At 72.4% G+C, this 21,506-nt stretch carries 21 protein-coding genes; 15 read left to right on the top strand and 6 right to left on the bottom strand.

The window, feature by feature from the left end:
- Positions 1-45: 45 nt before the first annotated feature.
- The gene (locus LCD35_RS15195; protein WP_224959460.1) at positions 46-678 is read left to right on the top strand and encodes an MSMEG_1061 family FMN-dependent PPOX-type flavoprotein; all 633 of its coding nucleotides are present in this window, start codon (positions 46-48) and stop codon (positions 676-678) included.
- A gap of 39 nt (positions 679-717) precedes the next feature.
- Here the strand turns inward: LCD35_RS15195 and LCD35_RS15190 are convergent, their stop codons facing one another.
- On the bottom strand, positions 718-4,830 hold the full coding sequence (locus LCD35_RS15190) for a tetratricopeptide repeat protein (RefSeq protein WP_225044362.1): 4,113 nt from the start codon (positions 4,828-4,830) through the stop codon (positions 718-720).
- Between the two features lie 455 nt (positions 4,831-5,285).
- On the opposite strand from LCD35_RS15190, the gene LCD35_RS15185 reads away from it, so the two are divergent.
- The 5 genes from LCD35_RS15185 (at position 5,286) to LCD35_RS15165 (ending at position 7,286) form a co-directional block, all read left to right on the top strand.
- Entirely contained in the window at positions 5,286-5,639 is a 354-nt protein-coding gene (locus LCD35_RS15185; RefSeq protein ID WP_224959458.1) for a hypothetical protein, read from the top strand.
- A 280-nt stretch (positions 5,640-5,919) separates the two neighbouring features.
- On the top strand, positions 5,920-6,222 hold the full coding sequence (locus LCD35_RS15180; protein ID WP_224977862.1) for a helix-turn-helix transcriptional regulator: 303 nt from the start codon (positions 5,920-5,922) through the stop codon (positions 6,220-6,222).
- Positions 6,147-6,728 (top strand): DUF5753 domain-containing protein, encoded by a 582-nt coding sequence (locus LCD35_RS15175; RefSeq protein WP_225044366.1) that lies wholly within the window; start codon positions 6,147-6,149, stop codon positions 6,726-6,728. The genes LCD35_RS15180 and LCD35_RS15175 overlap by 76 nt, the downstream gene beginning before the upstream one ends.
- A 10-nt stretch (positions 6,729-6,738) precedes the next feature.
- Entirely contained in the window at positions 6,739-6,948 is a 210-nt protein-coding gene (locus LCD35_RS15170) for a DUF397 domain-containing protein (protein ID WP_224967292.1), read from the top strand.
- A gap of 107 nt (positions 6,949-7,055) precedes the next feature.
- Positions 7,056-7,286: a DUF397 domain-containing protein gene (locus LCD35_RS15165; RefSeq protein WP_224967293.1), complete on the top strand. Its 231-nt coding sequence runs from the start codon at positions 7,056-7,058 to the stop codon at positions 7,284-7,286.
- 318 nt (positions 7,287-7,604) lie between these two features.
- Here the strand turns inward: LCD35_RS15165 and LCD35_RS15160 are convergent, their stop codons facing one another.
- Complete coding sequence (locus LCD35_RS15160) at positions 7,605-7,910, bottom strand: HigA family addiction module antitoxin (protein ID WP_224967294.1); 306 nt, start codon at positions 7,908-7,910, stop codon at positions 7,605-7,607.
- A 13-nt stretch (positions 7,911-7,923) separates the two neighbouring features.
- Entirely contained in the window at positions 7,924-8,097 is a 174-nt protein-coding gene (locus LCD35_RS30310) for a type II toxin-antitoxin system RelE/ParE family toxin (protein ID WP_308016920.1), read from the bottom strand.
- A 540-nt stretch (positions 8,098-8,637) separates the two neighbouring features.
- Here LCD35_RS30310 and LCD35_RS15150 point away from each other — a divergent pair.
- From LCD35_RS15150 to LCD35_RS15120, 7 genes are all read left to right on the top strand, one after another.
- Entirely contained in the window at positions 8,638-10,263 is a 1,626-nt protein-coding gene (locus LCD35_RS15150; RefSeq protein WP_225044361.1) for an ABC-F family ATP-binding cassette domain-containing protein, read from the top strand.
- A 389-nt stretch (positions 10,264-10,652) separates the two neighbouring features.
- The gene (locus LCD35_RS15145; protein WP_224962307.1) at positions 10,653-11,360 is read left to right on the top strand and encodes a hypothetical protein; all 708 of its coding nucleotides are present in this window, start codon (positions 10,653-10,655) and stop codon (positions 11,358-11,360) included.
- A 120-nt stretch (positions 11,361-11,480) separates the two neighbouring features.
- Positions 11,481-13,244, top strand: coding sequence for an ABC transporter ATP-binding protein (locus LCD35_RS15140; protein WP_225044360.1), 1,764 nt, complete (start codon positions 11,481-11,483; stop codon positions 13,242-13,244).
- A 472-nt stretch (positions 13,245-13,716) separates the two neighbouring features.
- Positions 13,717-13,833, top strand: coding sequence for a lasso RiPP family leader peptide-containing protein (locus tag LCD35_RS15135; protein WP_224962311.1), 117 nt, complete (start codon positions 13,717-13,719; stop codon positions 13,831-13,833).
- Between the two features lie 88 nt (positions 13,834-13,921).
- Positions 13,922-15,730, top strand: coding sequence for an asparagine synthase-related protein (locus tag LCD35_RS15130; RefSeq protein ID WP_224962313.1), 1,809 nt, complete (start codon positions 13,922-13,924; stop codon positions 15,728-15,730).
- Positions 15,730-15,999 carry a lasso peptide biosynthesis PqqD family chaperone gene (locus LCD35_RS15125; RefSeq protein ID WP_224962315.1) on the top strand — a complete coding sequence of 90 codons (270 nt, stop codon included), beginning with the start codon at positions 15,730-15,732 and terminating at the stop codon, positions 15,997-15,999. The genes LCD35_RS15130 and LCD35_RS15125 overlap by 1 nt, the downstream gene beginning before the upstream one ends.
- Positions 15,996-16,418, top strand: coding sequence for a lasso peptide biosynthesis B2 protein (locus LCD35_RS15120; RefSeq protein ID WP_225044359.1), 423 nt, complete (start codon positions 15,996-15,998; stop codon positions 16,416-16,418). The genes LCD35_RS15125 and LCD35_RS15120 overlap by 4 nt, the downstream gene beginning before the upstream one ends.
- Before the next feature lie 51 nt (positions 16,419-16,469).
- On the opposite strand, the gene LCD35_RS15115 is transcribed toward LCD35_RS15120, so the two are convergent.
- A complete protein-coding gene (locus tag LCD35_RS15115; protein ID WP_224962319.1) occupies positions 16,470-17,099 on the bottom strand; it encodes a TetR/AcrR family transcriptional regulator in 630 nt (209 codons plus the stop codon).
- 58 nt (positions 17,100-17,157) lie between these two features.
- Between LCD35_RS15115 and LCD35_RS15110 the strand changes: the two genes are divergently transcribed.
- Positions 17,158-18,381, top strand: coding sequence for an oxygenase MpaB family protein (locus LCD35_RS15110; RefSeq protein ID WP_224962321.1), 1,224 nt, complete (start codon positions 17,158-17,160; stop codon positions 18,379-18,381).
- A 39-nt stretch (positions 18,382-18,420) separates the two neighbouring features.
- Here LCD35_RS15110 and LCD35_RS15105 read toward each other — a convergent pair whose 3' ends face one another.
- The gene (locus LCD35_RS15105; protein WP_224962323.1) at positions 18,421-19,323 is read right to left on the bottom strand and encodes a serine hydrolase; all 903 of its coding nucleotides are present in this window, start codon (positions 19,321-19,323) and stop codon (positions 18,421-18,423) included.
- Positions 19,320-20,213: a LysR family transcriptional regulator gene (locus tag LCD35_RS15100; RefSeq protein WP_225044358.1), complete on the bottom strand. Its 894-nt coding sequence runs from the start codon at positions 20,211-20,213 to the stop codon at positions 19,320-19,322. The genes LCD35_RS15105 and LCD35_RS15100 overlap by 4 nt, the downstream gene beginning before the upstream one ends.
- A gap of 129 nt (positions 20,214-20,342) precedes the next feature.
- Here LCD35_RS15100 and bla point away from each other — a divergent pair, with 129 nt between their 5' ends.
- The gene (gene bla, locus LCD35_RS15095; RefSeq protein WP_224962327.1) at positions 20,343-21,251 is read left to right on the top strand and encodes a class A beta-lactamase; all 909 of its coding nucleotides are present in this window, start codon (positions 20,343-20,345) and stop codon (positions 21,249-21,251) included.
- The last annotated feature ends 255 nt before the right edge of the window (positions 21,252-21,506 follow it).

Here is a 21,506-nt window from a genome sequence, read left to right as displayed (position 1 = left end):
CGACCTGCGAAGACATCGCCACCAGCGCTGCGGAAGGAGCCCCGGATGACGCTCGCTGGCACCCGGCCACGACGAGTACCGATGGCGGAGCTGCGCGCCCGGCTCGGCGAACCCGACGACGTGGTCAAGGCCCTCAAGGGCGGCGACCGGGTCGACGCGCACGCGCACCGGTTCATCGCGCACTCCCCGTACCTGTCGATGTCGACCTCGGACGCGCGGGGCCGCGCCGACTGCTCCCCGCGCGGCGACTACCCCGGGTTCGTGAAGGTCCTCGACGAGCGCACGCTCGCCATCCCGGACCGGCCGGGCAACAAGATCGCGGACTCGTTCCGCAACCTCGCCGAGAACGACGGCATCGGCCTGCTGTTCCTCGTGCCCGGCGTGGTGGAGGTGCTGCGCATCAACGGGAGCGGCTACCCCACCGACGATCCGGACGTGCTCGCCCGGATGCGCGTGGAGGGCAAGGAGGCGATGTTCGCGATCGTCGTGGAGGTGGAGCAGGTGTTCTTCCACTGCGGCCGCGCCCTGCTGCGCTCCCGGCTCTGGGACCCGGAGATCCAGTCCCTCGCCGCCGAGATCCCCTCCCCCGGCGAGATCGCCGCCGCCCAGTCCGGCCTCGGCATCGACCCCGCCCACCTGGAACACGAACTCCAGCAGGGCTACCGGCAGCTCTACTGACGTGGGGAACGGCCCACCCGGGGCGGGTGGGCCGCTCCGCTAGTCGGCTCGGAGCATCCGGCGTTCGCGCACGGCTTCGGTGACGGGATGGCGCGCGCCGTAGACGCGCTCGTGGTCGGCCAGCACCCAGTCGAGCAGTGCGGCGGCGCCCGCCGCATCCCCGCTGTCCCCGAGCGAGAGAGCGGCCAGTTCCCTGGTGCGCAGCGCGTCGGGATCGTCGGGTCCGGCGGTCGCGGCCCAGCCGAGCGCGGTCTCGCGGTACAGCTGTGCCGCGGCCGCCGCCTCCCCACCTCGAGCGCACCAGTAGGCGAGCCGCTCGTGCGCGGCGAGCTCCTGCGCGGTGCGCGGGCTCGGGCGCGGGCGCGGGTACCTCTCGACCAGGATTCCCCGCGCGGCGGCCAGCGACGCAGCGCCTGCCACGTCGCCGCTGTTGCCGCGGTGCTCCACGACGACGGACCAGGCGTCGAGCGGCCGCAGGTGCGTCGCCCCGAACAACGCGGTGCTCCGCTCCGCCCAGTCTTCGAACGCCTGCACCGCCTCGGCTCGGTCACCGGCAGCATCGAGGTTGATCGCGATGGACAGGCAGTGGTGCGCGATCTCGTTCCGATCAGGGTCACTGGTCATGTCCTTCAAGCCGAGGAGTCGGCGGTGCACCTCGGCTGCCGCGGCGTGGTTCCCGTTGCGGGCGTGCCAGCACGCGAGCCGGTCGAGCAACCGGATCACGTCCCGGTGACGGGCGCCGAGCAAGTCCTCCGCCACTGCGGTCGCTTCCAGGAGGGCCGACTCCGCTCCGGCGGGATCCCCGGCCAGTCCGTGCCATTCGGCCGCGACGCCTCGGGCGACCACGGCGTTGCCCGGGCCGCGATCGACCTCCAGGGCAGCGACGACCCCGTCGAGCGTGGCGGCCGCGGCGGCAGCGCTGCCAGGGGTCCCGCGGGTTCCCGGTGCGGGCTCGTCGAGGTCCGGATGGTCCGGACCGAACGCATCCACCCGGTCCACCGCGAGCCGGTCGAATTCGATCATCGCGCGGCGCGGATCGTCGGCCACGGCCCACATCTCCGCCAGGTCCCGGCGCACGCGCAGCGTGTCCGGGTGGGCCGCGCCGAGCACCCGTGTCGCGTTCCGTTCGAGCAACTCGAGGTCCGCCACCGCCGCCGCGGGGTCCGATGCCGCGCCGCAGATCGCCCGCAGGTGCCGGACGTCCAACGTCTCCGGGTGGTCCGGGCCCACGATGCTGCTGAGCCTGATCACCAGTTCGTCGTACGTGCGCCGGGCCGCGGCGAAGTCGCCCGCGGCGGCCCACGACTGCGCGGCCGAGTCCGCGGCCCAGATCGTGCTGGACGCGATCGGGCCGTAAACCCGCGCGTGGTCGGCCGCGAGCGCCGCGTACTGCTCCGCTGCGCCGACCGCATCTCCGTTCGCGCGGCGCCACGTCGCCAGCGCCCCGTCCACGCCCAGCTTCGTCGGATCGTCGGCGTCGAGTGCGCGCGCGCAGTCCACTGCGAGCTCCTCGGCGAGTGCCACCGCGCCCGCGGCATCCCCGGCCCAGCCGGTCCAATCCACCAGTGCGTAGCGGGTGCGCAGCACGTCCGGGTGGTCCACCGCCTGGAAGGCGAGCTGTGCGTCCCGCACGCGCCGGTACTCCGCCGCGGCCGCCGCCGGATCTCCGCCCCAGCCGCGGAACTGCGCGAGGCTCAGGTGGTACGGCGTCCGCCGCGGATCCTGTTCGTCGTACGCGGCGCGGACGTCGGCGAGCAGTGCGGCGCTGGTCCGCACCGCGTCCTCGGACCGGCCCGCGGCGGACTGCCACCAGGCCAGCTCGGCGCGGAGTTCGAACGAGGCCACCCCCGCCCAGTCGGCCTCGGTGGCGAGCCGCTCGGCCAGCGCGGTCAACCGGTCCGCCGCGGCGTGCGGGTCGCCGTTCTCCCCGAGCCGCACGGCCGCCTTCCGCTCGACGTGCACGGTCTGCACGTCCGCGGGGCCGACGGTGCGGGTGAGGTCGGACGCCAGCTGGTCGAGTTCCTGCTGCCCTCCCACCGGATCGCCGCACCAGCCCCGGAGGTACGCCGCGTGGTCGCGGGCCGCGAACGTCTGGTGGTGTTCCGCGCCGCATTCGCGCTCCAGCTCCCGGACCAACTCGTGCTGCGCGGCGAGCGAGCCTGCGCAATCACCCGACGTGCACCGCAGCCCCGCGATCTCCTGGGCCGCGAACACCGAATCGGCGTGGGGGGCGCGCAGCGCGCGGCGCAGCACCGGCAGCAGGCCCTCGAGCTCCATCAGCGCGCCGGTGGTGTCGAACCCCGACCGGAGCCGGGCGGCGTGCAGCCGAGCTCGCAGCGTGTCGGGGGCCGAGTGGCCGAGCGCGCGGGTGCGGTCGACGACCACCCGCGCCAGCAGCTCCAGATTCGCCGCCGGATCTCCTCCCGGCACGCCCGCGAGGTCTTCGCGGCAGTCCGCAGCGACCGGATGTTGCGTGCCGAGTGCCGCTTCCGCCCGGGTGATCAGCTCGCTGAGCTCCGCCCGCGCCCGGTCCGGGTCCCCGTGGGTGAGCACGCCGATCCGGTGGCGGTGCACCTGGATTTCGGTCGCGCCCGGTTCATCGGATTCCGGTGCTCGTTCGCTCAGCAGCGCGTCCCATTCGCCGTGCGCCGCCGCGGCATCGCCCAGCTCGTGCCGACGCTTCGCCACGTCCAGGGATGCCGCGACGGTGTCCGGATGCCCGGGCCCGAGCCGACGTGACCGGGAGTCGCGGGCGTGCGCGGCGACCTCCACCGCCGCGGCGGCGGCACCGAGTCCGTCGAGGACGTCGAGCAGCGCCTCCCGGCATTCGACGGTCTGGTCGTGGTCCGGTCCGGGTTCGATGTTCGCTGCGGTCAGCGCCGGTTCCAGGGCGGCACGAGTGGCTTCCGGATCACGATCTCGTTCCGCGTCCGCCATGGTGCGCAGCAACTTGGTCGAGAGGTCGTCGGGGCCGCGCAGGTCGGTGCACCGCGTCGCCATCCGGCGGAGGAAGTCCGCCTGGGCGGCGCCGAGCCCGTGGTCTCCGAGGCTCTGCACCACTTCCCCGACAGCGTCGTGCACCTCGGGCCGGATCAGGTGGTCTCCGAGACCGAGCAGGAACTCGATGTTGGCCCGGAACATCCGATGCCCGGCGGCGTCCGCGTCGGCGACGATCTCGACGAGGCCGTCGGCGATCGTGGTGACGACCGGGCCTCGCTCCGCCTCCGGCAGGTCCTCCCACCGGACGCGGCGCGTGCCCCGGTAGCACCGGATGATGTCTTGCTTCTCGGTGAGCAGCTCCAGGTCGCACAGGACGCGGAGTGCCGCCGACACGTCGTTCGGGCTCGGGTCCACATCGGAGTCCTGGCGCAGGTGGCGCAGCACGGGCTCGCTGGTGATGAGTTCGACCGGGACCCCGTGGTCGTCGATGGCGGACAGGAGATCCGCCAGCCGGCTCGCGAGCGGATCCGTGCGGCTCGCGAGCGCGAGCGCGCTGCGCGTGGGGAAGGCGCTCGGCGAGCCGCCTTCGGCCTGGAACCGCTCGAAGTACTCCTGGTGGCCGATCGGGTTCTGCCGGAGGTAGGCGGCGATCATCGCGAGCGCGAGCGGATCGTCGCCCCACGTCCGGGAGACGGCCGACATGCCGTCGCTCGTACCGCCGGTTCCCCTCGCCGTCAGGTGCCGCTCCGGATCGATCGGCCCGGGCAGCTCGATCGCCGTGACGTCGGGCAGCACCTCGGCGATCTCGTCCGGTCCGATCCGCGACGTGGCGAGCACTCGACCACCCGCAGGCGGGACCAGTCCTTCGAGGACCTCCGGGCTCGCGATGTCGTGCAACACCACCACCCAGTGGGAAGCGGATGCCGTCAGGTGCTCCAGGAAGCGCACGGCGTCCCGCTCCGGGCCACGACCGGAGCGCAGCCCCAGTTTCGCCGCCGCCGTCGCGTAGGTGGACAGGATCGATTCACGCGATCCGGCCTCCACCCACACCAGCAGGTCCACCTTGCCGGTATTCCAGGCTCGCTCCACCTGGTCGACGACGGTGGCGGTCTTCCCGAATCCGTTGCCGTGGAACAGCGTCGTCCCCGTGGCCAGGAGTCCCGGCTCGTCCACCGCGACCATCGGCACGTACCCGACAGCCTCCGGTGGCACCGCGCCCACTCGCTCCCATTGGCCCAATACGAAAGAATTCGCGCGCGCGTCCATCATCTCGCTCAACACCACACCCACCGGTCGTTCGGAATCCGGTCGATCTTGCCAATCCGCGCCCCGGCGCGGGGGCGAACCCGCACGAGGAGACGCATGCCACGGTGAGCTCCGCGGGTCGGCGGCTGGTCCGCGCGCGCTGAAGGCGCCGGGACGGTGATACCGGAAGCTGTCCTGACCCGGGCACGTCACCCTGCCGGCGGCCCCGCCCCGCACGCGCGCGGCCTTGCGCGGGCCGAGATCACGCCGGGTGCGGACGGTCTCCCACCGGCTCGCCCGGCGCCGTCGGCAGCGCACCCGGTCGGCCCTGTCGTGCCGCACCTGCCGCCGACCATCATTCGAGCGGCACCGCTGGACGTCGGGACCGGCCCGATCGCGGCGGTCGCACGGCGGGGGGAACGATGTCGCGGCGCACGCACGACGACGGCTGGGTCGAGGACGAACTCCAGGACGGATCGCCGATCCGCTACCGGATCCACCTGGACCGGATCTCCGAGATACCTCCGGAAGCACTGCGCGTCCTGACCGATGCGGCCAGGAGCGAGGGCGTGGCGGTCGCCGACTACATCCGCCGCGTCGCCGAGATGCCGAAGCGGGAGCTGCACGTCCACCGAGATCGGATCAGACGCGGCGAAGGCGGCGACGGGCTGGCCCTGCGCTACGAGGCCTGGCTGGAAGCGCGCAGGACGGTCCACGGCGACATGCAGTTCCTGTCGAAGGGCGCGCAGCGCGGCGACCGGCCGTTCTGGCTCTGACCGCGACCCGCGGACGAAGATCGGCCACGCGCGCCGGAGCGGTGCGGCATGATCCACCGGTGTCGATCGGCGCATCGCCGTCAGAGTTTTCGGAGACCTTCCAGGACACGGGCGTAGAGGGTCGTCGTCAGGGCCGGATCGTGGTGGAGGTCGCCGGTCAGGTGGCGGACGTAGCCGGTGCGGGCTGGTTTCGCGAGATCGCCCGGGCAAGGCCGGTTCGGTGCGGATCGTGGTGGTGCCTTCATCCGGGTTCCCGGGATCGTTGGTGGGTTCTGGCCCAGTGACGGGCTTTTCGGGCCACGTCGTTGTCCAGGACGACGTCGCCGCCGCATTGCAGTGGTCCAAGGCGAAGGTCAGCCGCTTCGAGAACGCCGACCAGATCCCCGGCCCCGCCGAAGTCCTCGCGCTCGCCGCCATCTACGGCGTCAACGAGGCGGAACGGGACCAGTACGTCGCGCTCTCGCTCCAACACGCCAGCGCGGCTGGTGGCAGAGCTACGGCGACAGCCTGGCGAACAACTTCAGCGAATACGTCGGACTCGATGCGGAAGCCGATCACGTCCACGAATTCGCCGTCGACCTGATCCCCGGATTGCTCCAAACCGAGGGTTACGCCAGCGCACTCGCCCAAGCTTGGGTTCCGCGCGCAGACGACTCGGTCACCCGCGATCGTGCAAATCTCCGCACGGAGCGCCAGAAGGGGCTACTCGGGGACGACCCCGTGTCCGTGACAGCGGTGATCAACGAAGCCGCGTTGCGCCAGTTGGTGGGCGGCGCCGAGGTCATGCAGGAAAAACACGGACATCTCGTGGAGATGTCGACGCTGCCGAACGTTGAGATTCAGGTGTTGCCCTTCGCCGCCGGAGCAACACCGGCGATGGGATCGCCTTTCATCATCTTGAGCTTCGCTGAACCGGAAGACCCGGACATCGCCTTCTCTGAACACCTGACTGGATGCGTCTACGTGGAGGATCCGGCCGCAGTGGAGTCGTATAGCCTGAATTTCGGCGCTCTACAGGACACAGCGCTGTCCCCGGCCGCGTCGACGGAGTTCATCGAGTCGATCGCCGGGGAGCTGCGAGCACGATAGGGAGCGAAGCATGAACGCCCCGGACTTCAGCCAGGCGACGTGGCGCAAGAGCACGAGGAGCAACGGCGGCGGCGCGGCGTGCGTCGAGATCGCCTCGATCCCGGGGTTGACCGGCGTCCGAGACAGCAAGCTGGGCGACACCAGCCCGGTCCTGCCCTTCGGCGAAGGCACCTGGTCGACCTTCCTCACCTCGGTCAAGCACGGCACCTTCGACCGCTGACGGCTCAAACCCATCCGGAATCGCCCGGATGGGCGTCGCCCTCTCGCGGCTCGGCTAGGCCGGGCCACCGCCAGGAAACCAAGGGTCCTGCGCTCAGAGGAGTTCACGTGATCCAGCTGAACAGGCAGACCTCGGAGGACTCCGGCCCAGCGGAAACGGTGTGGCGCAAGAGTTCCCGCAGCACCCCGAACGGCCAGTGCGTCGAAATCGCCGCACTCCCCGGCCGCACCGCCGTCCGCGACAGCAAACTCGGCGACCAGAGCCCGGTACTCCCCTTCACCACCCCGGCCTGGACCACCTTCCTCACCAACCTCAAAACCGGCACCTACGACCACTGACCCACAGCCCGCAGGACCCGAACCAAAACGCACACACCCCCACCTAAATCCCCAGTTCAAAAAGGGTAATCCCCGCGCACGCGGGGATGGACCGGCGCTGGGAAAGGTCCCGCGCCGCTAGCCCTCGTAAGCCCCGCGCATGCGGGGATGGACCGGCACTGCAGCGGCTCGCGCCGTCGGCGCAGTCGTAAGCCCCGCGCACGCGGGGATGGACCGCTCGGTGAATACCGGGTATTCACCTGTGAAGAGTGAGCCCCGCGCGTGCAGGGTGACCCGCGCCCCGCCCCGAACCGAAGGATGGAGCGCGATGGTTCGTCGTCAGCCGGCGTTGGCGAGCGGCGTGATCCGGTCGAGCTCTTCCCCGAGCCGGTCCTTCTCGATCTCCAGGTCGTAGTGCTCCTGGAGGTTGAGGAAGAACCTCTCGCTGGTACCGAGGTAGCGGGCCAGCCGCAGCGCGGTGTTCGCGGTGATGCCGCGGTCGCCGTGCACGATCTCGTTGATCCGCCGGGCGGGGACGCCGATGTCCTTGGCGAGCCGGTACTGACTGATGCCGAGGGGCTGGAGGAACTCTTCGTTGAGGATCTCGCCGGGGTGGACCGGGTCCATGGTGGTGTCGGTGTTCATCCTGGCCCTCCTGTCAGTGGTAGTCGACGATCTCGACGTCGTGGGCGTCGCCGCCGTGCCAGGTGAAGCAGATGCGCCACTGCTGGTTGATGCGGATGCTGTGCTGTCCGGCTCGGTCGCCGCTGAGCTGTTCGAGTCGGTTACCTGGCGGGATGCGAAGGTCGTTGATGTGCTCGGCAGCGTGCACATGGCAAGTTTACGTAAGGCGATCCTGGCGACCTTCGGGTCGAGCTTGCGGGCATGGCGGCGGTGCCACACCGCTTCGGTGTCTTTGTCCGCGAACGACCTGAGCACCACCCCATAGTAACGCACCGCGTTAATAACGCAAGTCGTTATGCTCACTGGGCACGGCCGGCACGCTCACCTGGCATCTGCCGAAGTTCTGACGGTCGGGCTTCGTCCGGGCGCGTCTCCACCGGCGAAAATCGGTTTGTCTTGTTGTGGGGCGCTGTTACGGTGCTGGTCGGTGGCCGGGTCGCGGCCGGTGGTGAAGGAGTGGTCGACGTGGTGAGCGAGGACGACATCTCCGGGTGAGCTCGGAGTGCCGTGCGCCTCCGCTGCCCGGATCCGGGTGGTTCGGAGGGCGCGTCGTCGTACCCCACCACTGTTCGTTCCTCGGGCCGCTGCCCAGTGCTCCCCCGATTCACCGGTTCCCCTTTGGTCCGCCGGTGTTCGCGTGATCGGAAGCACGACTGCGGTGCGCCCGCCTGACGCGGGAGAGCCCACCATGGCCGATGCGTTGATCACCTGTTCCCACCTCACCTTCTCCTGGCCGGACGACACGCCGGTGTTCGACGACCTGTCGTGCACGGCGGGCCCGGGCCGCACCGGGCTGGTCGCGCCGAACGGCGCGGGCAAGAGCACGTTGCTGCGGCTGCTCGCCGGGGAGCTCGCGCCGCGCTCGGGCACGGCTACCGCGCACGGCGTGGTCGGCTACCTGCCCCAGACGCTGCCGTTGCGCGGTGATCGCACCGTCGCGGACGTGCTGGAGATCGCGCCGGTGCTGCGCGCGCTCCGGGCCATCGAGGCCGGGGACGTCGACGAGGCGCACTTCGCCGTCGTCGGCTCCGACTGGGACGTCGAAGAACGCGCCCGCGCCGAACTCGGCCGCCTCGGGCTCGGCGACATCGCACTGGACCGGACGCTGCGCACCTGCAGCGGCGGGCAGGCGGTGGCGATCGGGCTCGCCGCACAACTGCTCAAGCGGCCGGACGTGCTGCTGCTGGACGAACCGACGAACAACCTCGACCGGGACGCGCGCGACCGGCTGCACCGGGTGCTCGCCGAGTTCGGCGGCTGCCTGCTGCTGGTCAGCCACGACCGGGAACTGCTGGACCGGATGGACCGCATCGCCGAGCTCGACCGCGGCGAGATCCGGTGGTACGGCGGGAACTTCACCGCCTACGAGCAGGCGCGGCTCGCCGAACGCGACGTGGCCGAGCGCAACGTGCGCAACGCCGAACAAGAGCTCAAGCGCGAGAAGCGGGAACGGCAGCAGGCCCGCGAACGCGCCGACCGGCGGGCGAGCAACGCGGCCCGCAACGCCGATTCCGCCGGGCTGCCGAAGATCCTCGCCGGGGCGCGCAAGCGGCGCGCGCAGGAATCCGCGGGCCGCACCGACGACACCCACGGGCAGCGCGTCGACGACGCCCGCCGCAGGCTCGACGAGGCGAACCGGGCGGTGCGCGAGGACGACGTGCTCGCGCTGACGCTGCCCGGCACGCGCGTGCCCGCCGGGCGAACCCTGTTCCACGGCACCGGAATCCGGCTGGACCTGGGCGGTCACGCGCTGTTCGGCGACGGGATCGACCTCGCCATCCGCGGCCCCGAGCGCATCGCGCTCAGCGGCGGCAACGGGTCCGGCAAGTCGACGCTGCTGCGGCTGATCAGCGGCGACCTCGCGCCGGACGGCGGGGAGATCGCCCGGTTCGACGGGCGGATCGCGTCCCTGTCGCAGCGGCTCGACCTGCTCGACCTGGACCGATCCACCGCTGAGAACCTGCGGGACGCCGCCCCGGAACTGCCGCGGACCCGGTTCATGCACGTGCTGGCGCGATTCCTGTTCGCCGGCGACCGGATGCACCTGCCCGTCGGCGCGCTCTCCGGCGGTGAACGGTTGCGGGCGACGCTGGCGTGCGTGCTGTGCGCGGAACCGGCGCCGCAACTGCTGCTGCTCGACGAACCCACCAACAACCTCGACCTGGTCAGCACCGGGCAGCTCGTCGAAGCGCTGAACGCCTACGAAGGGGCGCTGGTCGTCGTCAGCCACGACGAGCGCTTCCTCTCCGAGGTCGACGTGCCGCGGCGGCTGCACCTGTCCGGCGGCGAACTGCGCGACACCGGCGGGAGATGACCCGCACCGCCCGACCGGAGGCGCGGTGGAAATGTCCCGCTGGAATGTCGAAAGCGAAGCAGGCGGGAAATCACCTCGCCACCCGCGCGAAAGTCACTCCGGAGCAGGAATTTCACTACCCGTTGGGGCGTACCCGGATACCGCCGGTTCGCGTAGCGTGGACATAACTGGGAAAACGACGAATTCCGGACGCGTCGATGGGGAGATGCACGCTGCCCGGAATCGCGGAGCACGACGCACCTGACCGGCCGCACGGCCGCTCCTAATCGCGGCGAGAACACCCCTGCGAAAGCGGCTCCCGTCCGGCGAGGAATACCGCGGAGTGCTCGTTGCACTGCGGGGCCGCATCGTGCGAATTCGATGTGCCATGTCGATTCGGAGGAGGAAAGGTGCGGACCAGCGTTTCCGGCGACGAAGCCACGCGGAATCCGATCGTGCTCATCGCGCACGGCGTCCCCGCCTACCGGTGCGGCCTCGCCCTCGGCTTGCGGAACTCCGCGCCCGACGCGTTCGAGGTGCGCGAATCGACCCCGGCGGACGCGGCCGAGCGCACCGGCTGGGACGCCTGCCTCGTCGAAGTGCCGTGCCGCGACCTCGCCGCCCTCGCCGCGCTCCGTCGCGCCCGGCCGGACGGCGTGCTGATCGCGCTGCTCGACGCGGCCGGGCCGGACGACTACCGGGCCGCGCTGCGCCTCGGCGCCGACGGCGCCGCCGCCCAGGACGCCGACCTCGACGAGATCATCTCGGTGCTGCGGCTGGCGTTGCGCGGCGACGTGCTGCTGCCGCGCGGCGTCGCCCGCGCCCTGTGCACCGGGCCGAGCCGCCCACCCGGCGCGGTGCAGCTCACCGGCGTCGACCGCGACCTGCTCACCCGGCTCGCCATGGGCAACCCCGTCGCCGACATCGCCAAGTCCACCGGCTATTCCGAACGTCAGATGTACCGGCTGGTGCGGGAGATCTACCACCGGCTCGGGTCCCGCAACCGCAGCGAAGCCATCGCCACCGCCACCCGGTGGGGACTGATCACCGGCGAGGACGCCGACCACCCCGAACCGGAACCCGCGCCCCGGCCACCACCGTGCGGCAGCAGGCGCTGAACCGAACGCGCGGACACCGGCACCGGAGAGCCGGCATCCGCCCCACGGCGGATCCGGCGGCCACGCCGCGACCGGGTACCGCTCACCGGAACCCGCGCACCCGCAGGAAGAAGGAGCCCCGTGCTACAAGCATTCCGGTCCACCCGGCGCAGCGAGGACTCGGACGACGACGAGATCCCCGAACCGGACCAGGCGGCCGAACCGGGCCGCCGCGTCGGCGTCCGCGACCTCGTCCAGGTCGCGCGCGGGCACCAGCGCGCGATCGCGCTCGCCCTGGTGCTCTCCCTGCTGGGCGCCGCGCTCGGCCTGGTGCAGCCGCTGCTGGCCGGCCGCGCCATCGACTCGTTCTCCCGGCAGCAGCCGTACCTGCCGCTGATCGGGCTGCTGGCCGTGGTGTTCCTCAGCGAAGCGGTGATCACCGCGCTCGGCGCCTACGCGCTGGAGCGCTCCGGCGAGGGCATCGTGCTGGGGCTGCGGCAGCGCGTGGTGCGCACCCTGCTGCGGCTGCCGATGCGCGGCTACGAGCAGCGCCGCCTCGGCGACCTGCTCTCCCGCACCACCAGCGACACCACCCTGCTGCGCGACACCCTCGCCTACGACCTGTCCGAGGTCGTCGTCGGCGTGTTCGTGGTGGTCGGCGGCACCGCCATGATGATCTGGCTGGACGCCGCCATGTTCCTCATCGTGCTGGCCATCATCGGCACCATCGGGGCGCTGACCACGTTGCTGCTCACCGGGATCCGCCGGTCCGTGGAGGACGCGCAGGACAGCCTCGGCGGCATGACCGCGGAACTGGAGCGGGCGCTCTCGGCGATCCGCACCGTGCGGGTGCTGCGCGCCGAAGACCGCGAGCAGGACCGCATCGGCGGCCTGGCGCAGCAGGTGTACCGGCAGAACCTCGGCGCGGCCAGGCGGGACGCGGTGGTGAACCCGGCGATGACGCTGGCCATGCACGCCTCGTTGATCGCGGTGCTCGTCGTCGGCGGCATCCGCGTGGTCAGCGGCGCTTCCTCGCTCGCCGACCTGGTCGGATTCCTGCTGTACGTCACCTACATCGCCGCGCCGATGGCGAACATCTTCGACGTGCTCGCCACCCTGCAGCGCGGGATGGCCGCGCTGCAACGGGTCGACGACGTCACCCGGATGCCGGTCGAGGAGGACCGCGCGCCGATCACCGCGGTGCCGCGCGAACCGGCCGCCTCCGACGTGCCCGCGGTGGAACTGCGCGACGTGTGGTTCGGCTACGAACCGGACCGGCCGGTGCTGCGCGGCGTCTCGTTCGCGGTGCCGCGCCACACGCACACCGCGCTGGTCGGGCCGTCCGGAGCCGGCAAGTCCACGATCTTCGCGCTGCTGGCCCGGTTCTACGACCAGGACCGCGGGAAGATCCTGCTCGACGGCCGCGACACCCGGGAGCTGAGCCGCACCGACTGCCGCGCGCGGCTCAGCCTCGTCGAGCAGCACTGCCCGATCATGCACGGCACGCTCGGCGAGAACATCGCCTACGGCCGACCCGACGCCGAACCCGGGGAAATCGAGCGGGTCGTGGCGCTGGCCGCGCTGGAACCACTCGTGCGACGGCTGCCGCACGGCCTCGACACCCCCGTCGGCGACCACGGCGACCTGCTCTCCGGCGGAGAACGGCAGCGCGTCGCGCTCGCCAGGGCGCTGCTGCCCCGGCCTCGGCTGCTGCTGCTGGACGAACCGACCTCGCAGCTCGACAGCGCGAACGAGGCGGCGCTGACCGAGACCATCGCGAAGGTCTCCGCCGAATGCACGCTGCTCGTCATCGCGCACCGGCCGTCCACCATCCGGTCCGCGGATTCGGTGGTGGCGCTGGAATCGGGCGAGGTCGCGGAGAGCAGCACCGTGCGACCTGGGTGATCCGACGCCGGTCCGCCGCGGTCCGCCGCGGTCCGCCGCGGTCCGCCCGCTCCACCCGATCCGTGCGGCCGACCCGATTTGCTCGACCTACCTGATCCGCTCGACCTACCCGACCCGCTCGACCTTTCGAACCTCCCGATCGGCCCGCTCCACCCGATCCGCGCCGCCTTCCGAACTTCCGATCCGCTCGATCCGCCAGCCTCGCCGGATCCGTCCGGCGAGGCTTTTCGCGCGCCCGGCGAGAATCGGATGCGGCGAATGGCGAAAAACCACCCGAACGAGATCAGCACGGACGCTCTACGACACTGACCAGACGGAATATCCACCCCCGACGACAGCGCGCGGCAGTTCCTCGGCAGCCTTTTCCCGGCCCGCGACATGGTTTCCCACCCCGCCCCGCGGATAACATCGGAATGCGTTGATCAGCGTGCACCACACCGAATCCGGGCAACACCGATTCCCAGGAGTGGCCATGTATTCCAAGCCCACCATCCTCAAGGTCGGCGAGTTCCAGAAGCTGACCCAGCACAGCCGTCCGGTGCGCAAGGACAAGGGACACCGCCGTCGGCCGCGGCACATCCTGCTCTGAGCAGCGGGGGCGAGCCGTGCGCACTGCGGCTCGCGCCACCCCTCGTCGACCCGGCTGGAGGCGCGCATCCCATGAACGGCGGCAACCCATGAACGGCGAATGGCTCGTGGTCCTGCCCGACCACCCCGAATCCGCCTCGATAGCCGACTCCCTGCGCCCGGCCCGCCGGGTGCAGCACCACTCGGGGCTGCCCTGGCTGGTCGGCGACTGGAATCCCGCGGACCTGCGGGTCGGCTCGGCGGGCGGCAGCAGGGTCGCGGCGCTCGGCGTGTGCGCGGCCGACACCGCGGAGCTGGACCGGATCGCACGGCGCGCCGGCTCGGTCACCGACCTGGACCGGACCACGTTCGACGTCCCCGGCTGCTACCACCTGTTCGCCTCCGTCCGCGGCAAGGTCCGCGCGCAGGGCACCCTCTCCGGGCTGCGCAAGCTGATGCACACCCGGATCGGCGGGGTGACCGCCGCCGCCACCAGGGCCGACGTGCTCGGCCCGCTCGCCGGATCCACTGTGGACCCGCAGCGGCTGCTGCTGCGGCTGCTGCTCTCGGAGGTCGCGCTGCACACCGTGCACGCGCCGCTGTGGGCCGGGGTGCAGGCGGTCGACGAGGACGACTGCCTGGTGCTCGACGAACGCGGCCGCCCCCGGGCGCACCGCCGCTGGACACCGCCACCGGCCGAACTCCCGCTGGCCGAGGCCGCCGTCGGACTGCGCGACGCGCTGGATCGGGCGGTGCGAGCGCGCACCGGATCGGGGCTGGTGCTCAGCAGCGACCTCTCCGGTGGGCTGGACTCCACGACGCTGTGCTTCCTCGCCGCCCGCGAGGACCGGCCGCTGACGACGCTGACGACGCTGGCCGCAGACCTCGGCGACGACGACCCGGAATGGGCCGACCTGGCCGCCGAATCACTGCCCCGCATCAACCGGCTGCAGTACGAGTTCGGCGAGCTGCCCACGCATTACGAAGACCTGCTGGAACCCGGGCTGCCGTGGGACGAACCGTTCCCCGGCATCGAGGACCGCCGGACCTACCGGGCGCTGGCGGCGGAGCTCGGCGCGGCCGGATCGGAACTGCACCTCAGCGGCGACGGCGGGGACGAGGTGCTGCCCGGCGGATCGGCCGGGGTGTTCGACTTCCTGCTCCGCCACCCGTGGACCGCGTTCGCCCAGCTGCGCGGTTACCGCGCGCTGGAGCACTGGACGTGGGCCGACATCGCGCGGATGGCGTGGGAACAGCGGCGCACCTACCCGGCGTGGCTGGCGGACCGGGCGCGCACCGTGATCGCGTCCCCGCTGGACGACGAAGGGGCCTCGGCGCTGCTGCAGCTGCCGCCGTGGGCGACGCCGGACGCGGTGGACGCGGTGCGGGACCTGCTGATCGCCGAAGCCGAGTCGGCGCGGGACGTGCCGTGGACCGAACACCACACGACCTGGGGCATCCGGCAGTGCGCCGGGCTGGTGCGCGGCACCGTGCCCGTCTACGCCGCAGGAGGCGTCCGGTTGTCCTCGCCGTACTTGGACGACGCCGTGATCGCCGCCTGCGCCGCGGCCCGGCCGCACGAACGCCGCTCGCCGTGGCGGTACAAGCCGCTGCTGGTGGAGGCGATGCGCGGGCTCGTCCCGGAACGATCGCTGCGGCGGTCCACGAAGGCGGAGGGCTCCAACCTGGAGCACAGCGGTATCCGGCGGAACGTCGCCGCGCTCGCCGCCCTGTGCGAGGACTCCCGGCTGGCCGCGCTCGGCCTGATCGACGCCGACCGGCTGCGGTCGGTGTGCACCGGCCTGCAGCTGCGGCTGTTCACCCCGTACGCGATGTCCACGACGTTCGGCTGCGAGCGCTGGCTGCGCGATCTCGAAGCGGAGACCGCACCGGAGCTCGTCGAGCAGGAGGTGTCCTGATGGGAGTGCGGTTGCACCACGAGGTGTCGCTGGCGGGCACCGACGAAGGATCGGTGCTGCTGGACCAGCGGTCCGGGGAGTACTGGCAGCTCAACGGATCCGCGGCGACCGCGCTGCGGATGCTGCTCGACGGCGCCGGGGAGCACGAGGTCGCGGCGGCGCTGGTCGCCGACAGCCCACCCGGTGACGTCGGCCTGGACGAGGCGCTGCGCGATGTGCGCGAACTGACCGAACAACTGGCGGCGGCCCGGTTGGCGGTGCGCTCGTGAGCACCCCCGAAGCGCTGTTCCGCAGCGCCGCCCGCCCGCCGCTGCGGGACCGGCTGGCGGCACGGTTCGCCGTCGTCGTCGCGCTGGGCCTGTCCCGGCTGCCGCCGCGCCGGATTCGCGCGGTGCTAACGGTGATCCGCGGCCGGGCTCGGCCAGCCGAGCACGATCGAGCACTCGCGATCCGGCAGGCCGTGGTGGCGGTGAGCCTGACCTGCGCCGGCAAGGGCTGCCTGCCGCGGTCGATCGCCATCGCCCTGCTGTGCCGCTGCCGCGGGCAGTGGCCGACCTGGCGGGTGGGGGCGCGCACCGACCCGTTCGGCGCGCACGCCTGGGTGGAGGCCGACGGCATCGCGGTCGGCGAGAACGCGAGCATCGACTCGTTCCACCCTCTGCTGACCGTGCCGCCGCTCGCGCGGTGAACTCTCCGGACGTGCGCCGGTGCCCCGACCGCTGCTTCCCGCCGCCCTCGGTCAGCGTCGCTCCGGATCGAGCCTGGTCGCGAGGTAACCGGTGAGCAGCGCGGTGATCTCCTCCACCGCGTCCTCCCGGTCCACCTCGGGCGGGTCCAGCACGTAGCTGATCGCCAGGTTCTCCACGGTCCGCACCAGCACCCAGGCCACCGCGTCGGCCCGGGCACCGCCGGGGAGGTACCCCAGCAGGGCGGTGGTGACGAGCTCGTCGATGCGGTGCTTGAAGTCGGCGCGGCGGGTGTCGGCGTTCGGCGGCAGCTGCTCGTAGAGCACCCGCAGCAGGCCCGCGTTCTCCTCGAACGCGGTGATGAGCGCGAGCACGTTGCCGCGCACCGCGTCCGGCAGCGAGCCGCCCGCGAGGTTGGCGACGAACGCGCGCGAAATGCGAGTGCGCAGCCGGTCGGCGCAGCGGTCCACGACCTCGCCGAGCAGCACGTGCTTGTCCGGGAAGTACTGGTACAGCGACCCAGGGCTGATGCCCGCCGCCGCGGCGATGCGCCCGGTGCTCGCCCGGTCGTAGCCGTGCTCCAGCAGCACCTCGTACCCGGCGTCGAGGATGCGCCGCACCATCGCGCGGGAGCGCTCCTGGCTGGGCTCGCGCCGCATCGGACGCCGGGTTCGAGCGGCCACGGGCACCTCCGGAAACGCGAATTGAACGCGAATGAATCTTCGTGTCAGCATCATCGGCATGACCTCACCTGTGACGCAACGCACTCCCGGGGCGGTGTACCCGGACCGGTTCTTCGGCGCCCCGGAGCGCTCCCGGCGGATCGGGCGGGTGCTGCGGCTGGCCGCCCGGGTGGACGAGCTCGACGAGGAGCTGGTGGACCGCATCGGGCGGCGGATGTTCACCCGCGACGAGCCCGGGGCGCGGCTGGTGCGCGCGATGGGCCGCGAGGTCCCCGCCGAGCAGCGGGTGACGATGGCGCAGTTCGCCCGTGCGCTGGACGACGGGGTGCCGCCGGACGCGCCTGCGGCGTTGCGCGAGTTCTTCGCCGTGGTGGAGCGGACCCCCGACTGGGTCGATCCCGACCTGGTGGAGCGCGGGGCGCGCGCCATCCGCCGGATGGGGCGCAACGTGGACGACGTGCTGCTGCAGCTGTCGCTGATCGGCGGCTACCGGTTCGGCGGCCCACCGGACCTGCTGGTGGCGACCGGCGGGCTGACCGGCGCGACCGCGATGCGCCGGCTCGGCGAGACGAAGAAGTGGGCGCTGGCCACCAGCCGCCCCGGCGGAATGCGCCGCGACGGCGAGGGATTCCGGCTGACCGTGCACGTCCGCGCCATGCACGCGTTGATCAACCACCGCTTCGAGACGAACGGGCGGTGGGACGTGCAGCGCTGGGGGCTGCCGATCAACCAGGCCGACCAGGCGGCGACGCTGGGACTGTTCAACGGCACGCTGCTGCTGGGGGTGCGGGCGCTCGGCTGGCTGGTCACCCCGGCGGAATCGCGGGCGATCATGCACGCCTGGAAGTACGTGGGCTGGCTGCTGGGCGTGGACGAGGACTTCCTGTTCGACACCGAACGCGAGCAGAACCGGTTCAACTACCACGTGCTGCGCGTGCAGGACGACGTGACACCGGCCGGCGCGGCGCTGTCCGGTGCGCTGGTCGACGGCCAGCCGACGCTGGGGCGCGGTCCGCTGGCCGGGCGGTACGCGCGGCTTCGGCTGCTGAGCATGCTGCGCTTCTTCCTCGGCAAGCAGGGCCTGCGGGACCTGGCGCTGCCGGTGACGCCGAGCTGGGCGATTCCCCCGATCTGGGCGGCGAACCTGGTGAAGTCGGGGCTCGTCGCGCGCAGCCGGCGCGGGCGCCGCCACCTGGAACGGGCCGGGGACCGCTTCGCCGACCGGGACCTGCGGCGCACCTTCGCCGGCGCCCGGCCCGAGATCGGCGCGCTGCCCGGCTGACCCGGCGCCCCCACCGCCCGATCGTCGCTCAGGACCGGACTACCAGCGGCGGAGGTGGTCGCGGAGCCTCCGGGCCGTGCGAGCCATCAAGAACTCGGCCTCCGGCTGGGTGGCGGCGGGCACCCGGGACTCGGTGAGCGCGGCGATCGCGAACCGGTGCCCGTCGTCGTGCTCGACGACGCCGACCTCGTGCCGCAGGTTCAGCAGCGTGCCCGTCTTCGACGACCACGTGGTCGCGTCCGAGCTGAAGTCCGGGGCCAGCCGGTGCCGCAGCAGGTTCGCGCCCAGCAGCTCCCGCGTCCGCTCGGCGACCGGTTCGGCGATGCGGTCGGGCCGCCACAACTCCTGCAGCAGGTCCACGAAATCCCGTGCCGACCCGGAATTCGCGCGCGTCACGTCGAGCTGCGCGAGCGGATGCCCGCGATCCGCGGTGCGGGCGCCGATGGCCAGCGCGTGGGCCAGGTGCACGTCGGCGGCGGCGAAGCGCTCGGCGGGCGTCTCCGACAGGTCGCCGACCAGGTGGCGGGCGGTGATGCCGCGCAGCCCCCACTCCCGCAGCATCCGGGTGACCTCGGCCGGCGAGGTGAGCGCGAACAGCGCGTCGGCCGCCACGTTGTCGCTGAGCGCCACCGCCAGGTACATCAGGTCGTCCAGCGCCACCCGCGCCGGATGCCGGAACCGGCTCAGCCCGGTCGGTCCGGGCGTGGTGATGGCCCCGGGCCGCACCAGCACCTCGGCGGCGCCGTCCAGTTCGCCGCGGCGGACGCGTTCCAGGGTCGCCGCCACCAGCGGGATCTTGATCAGGGAGGCGACGGGGTGGGCGACGTCCGGTTCGATGCCGATCTCGCGCCCGGAATCGAGGTCCCGCACCAGGAACGAGCCGCGCAGCCCGCCGTCGTCGAGTTCGGCGAGCAGTTCGCCGATCAGTGCTTCCGCGTTCACCCGTTCTCCAGTCCGGTTCCGTCCACCGCGCCGAGGCAGCAGGCGACGTCCGCCCGCAGCGCCGTCCGCAGCAGGTCCGCGTCGTACCCGGCCTCCGCGGTGATCCCGTAGCCGCGCGCCAGCGGCAGTTCCGCGACCGGGTGCCACAAGAACCCGAACTCGACGGCCTGCTCGGCCGAGCACAGCAGCAGGTCCGCCGATCCGAGCGCCTCGGCGGCGCCCGCGCTCAGCGACTCTGCCACAGCGACCTGCGCGGGCCGGAGCCCCACCGCGTCGCGCACCCGCAACAACCGGTCCCGCACGTGCGGCACGTCGTCCTCCGGCTGGATCCACACCCGGCGCCGCGGCGAGCGCTCGGCGCGGCCGGCGCGCAACGAATCCAGGTGCACCGGCCCGCGGTGCCGCTCGGTCGTACCGGCGACGCCGAGCGGCACCGACCACTCGGCCTCGTCCGCGGGCACCGCCACCAGCGCGGCCCGCACGTCGAGGGTGCGCACCAGGTCCACCCGTTCGGCCGGGTCGGCGCGCCGGAACTCCAGGAACAGCTCGTGGGTGCGCGCCGCCGCGTCCAGCTCGGCCAGCGCGCGGGTGGTGCAGGTCGCGGGCACCGCCAGCCGCACCGGGCGCAGCCGGGCCCGCTTCGCGTCCTGCTCCAGGGCGTCGGCCGAGCGCACCAGCTGCCGGGCCCGCGGCAGCAGGTCCCGGCCGAACGGGGTCAGCAGCACGCGCCGCGCCGAGCGGTCGAACAGCCGCTCCCCGAGATGCCGCTCCAGCGCGGCGATGCGGCGGCTCGCCACCGGTTGCGGGATGCCCGCGGCGGCCGAACCGCCGGTGAAGCTGCCCACTTCGCTGACGCTGACGAACGCCCGGCACCCACCCACCAAGTCCACGACCGCAGTGTATGCCGGATCCGCATGAGAACCTCGGTTTCCGTCTTGGACAGCATGGCCGCGGAGTGGTGAGACTGGTCGCGCCGACGGCCGCACCGGCTCGTCGGGCAGTGACGAAAGGGAAGACCCGTGCTCAAGCAGCGTTTCCACCAGGTCGCGGTCGCCGCGCTGGCCGCGCTCACCCTCGCGGGGTGCACCGGCGGCGTGAGCGCCGCGCCCGCCACCTCGGCCGCCACTCCCCCCGCGTCCGCCGCCACCGCGCGGCAGGCCGAGTTCGACGAGCTGGAGCGGCGGTTCGACGCGCGCCTCGGGGTGTACGCGCTGGACACCGGGACCGGCCGGGAGGTCGTGCACCGCGCCGACGAGCGGTTCGCGTTCGCCTCCACGCACAAGGCGCTGTCCTCCGGCGAGGTGCTGCGGCGCAACTCCCCCGCCGACCTGGACCGCCGCATCACCTACTCGCAGGCCGACCTGGTCGAGAACTCGCCGGTCACCGAGCAGCACGTGGCCGACGGCCTCACCCTGCGCGAGGTGATCGACGCCGCGATCCGCTACAGCGACAACACCGCGGCGAACCTGCTGTTCCGCGAACTCGGCGGACCGGCCGAGTTCACCGCCGCGCTGCGCGGGCTGGGCGACACCACGACCCGCTCGGACCGGACCGAGACCGACCTGAACCGGACCTCCCCCGGCGACCCGCGGGACACCAGCACGCCGCGCGCGCTCGCCGCGAGCCTGCGCGCCTACACCACCGGGGACGTGCTGGCGCCGGAGCAGCGGGCGCTGCTCAACGAGATGATGGGCGCCAACACGCTCACCACCGACCTCATCCCGGCCGGGGTGCCCGCGGGCTGGCGCGTCGGCGACAAGTCCGGTGCCGCGGACCACGGCACCCGCAACGACATCGCGGTGATCCACCCGCCGAACCGGGCGCCGATCATGCTGTCGGTGCTGTCGGACCGCGCGGCGGTGGACGCCGACTACGACGACGCGCTGATCGTCGAAGCCACGAAGATCGCAGTGAACGCCCTGGGCTGACCAAGTCCGAAGTGGACGACCGCAGCAGAACGCTCCCCCCACCACCAGGCGGAGGGAGCGTTCCCAACCCAAAGAAAAACCAGCCGCTACCAGGCCCCATCGTCCTTCCTGTCAGCGGCGAAGCCGCTGAGCAAACGACCACCTGAGACACCGGCACCGCAGCGGGTTCTCAGCGGGATTGGCGCGGGGGGGGGTTTTTTCCGCGTGGGGGCGCCCCGGGGGGAAAAGCGGTGCGCGGGGGCATACCCCGGGGGG

It is taken from the genome of Saccharopolyspora sp. 6V (assembly GCF_020176785.1).
Classification (GTDB): Bacteria; Actinomycetota; Actinomycetes; order Mycobacteriales; family Pseudonocardiaceae; genus Saccharopolyspora_C; species Saccharopolyspora_C gregorii.
The sequence above is the reverse complement of the archived record's forward strand: the minus strand, read 5'-3'. Positions and strand labels throughout refer to the sequence as shown.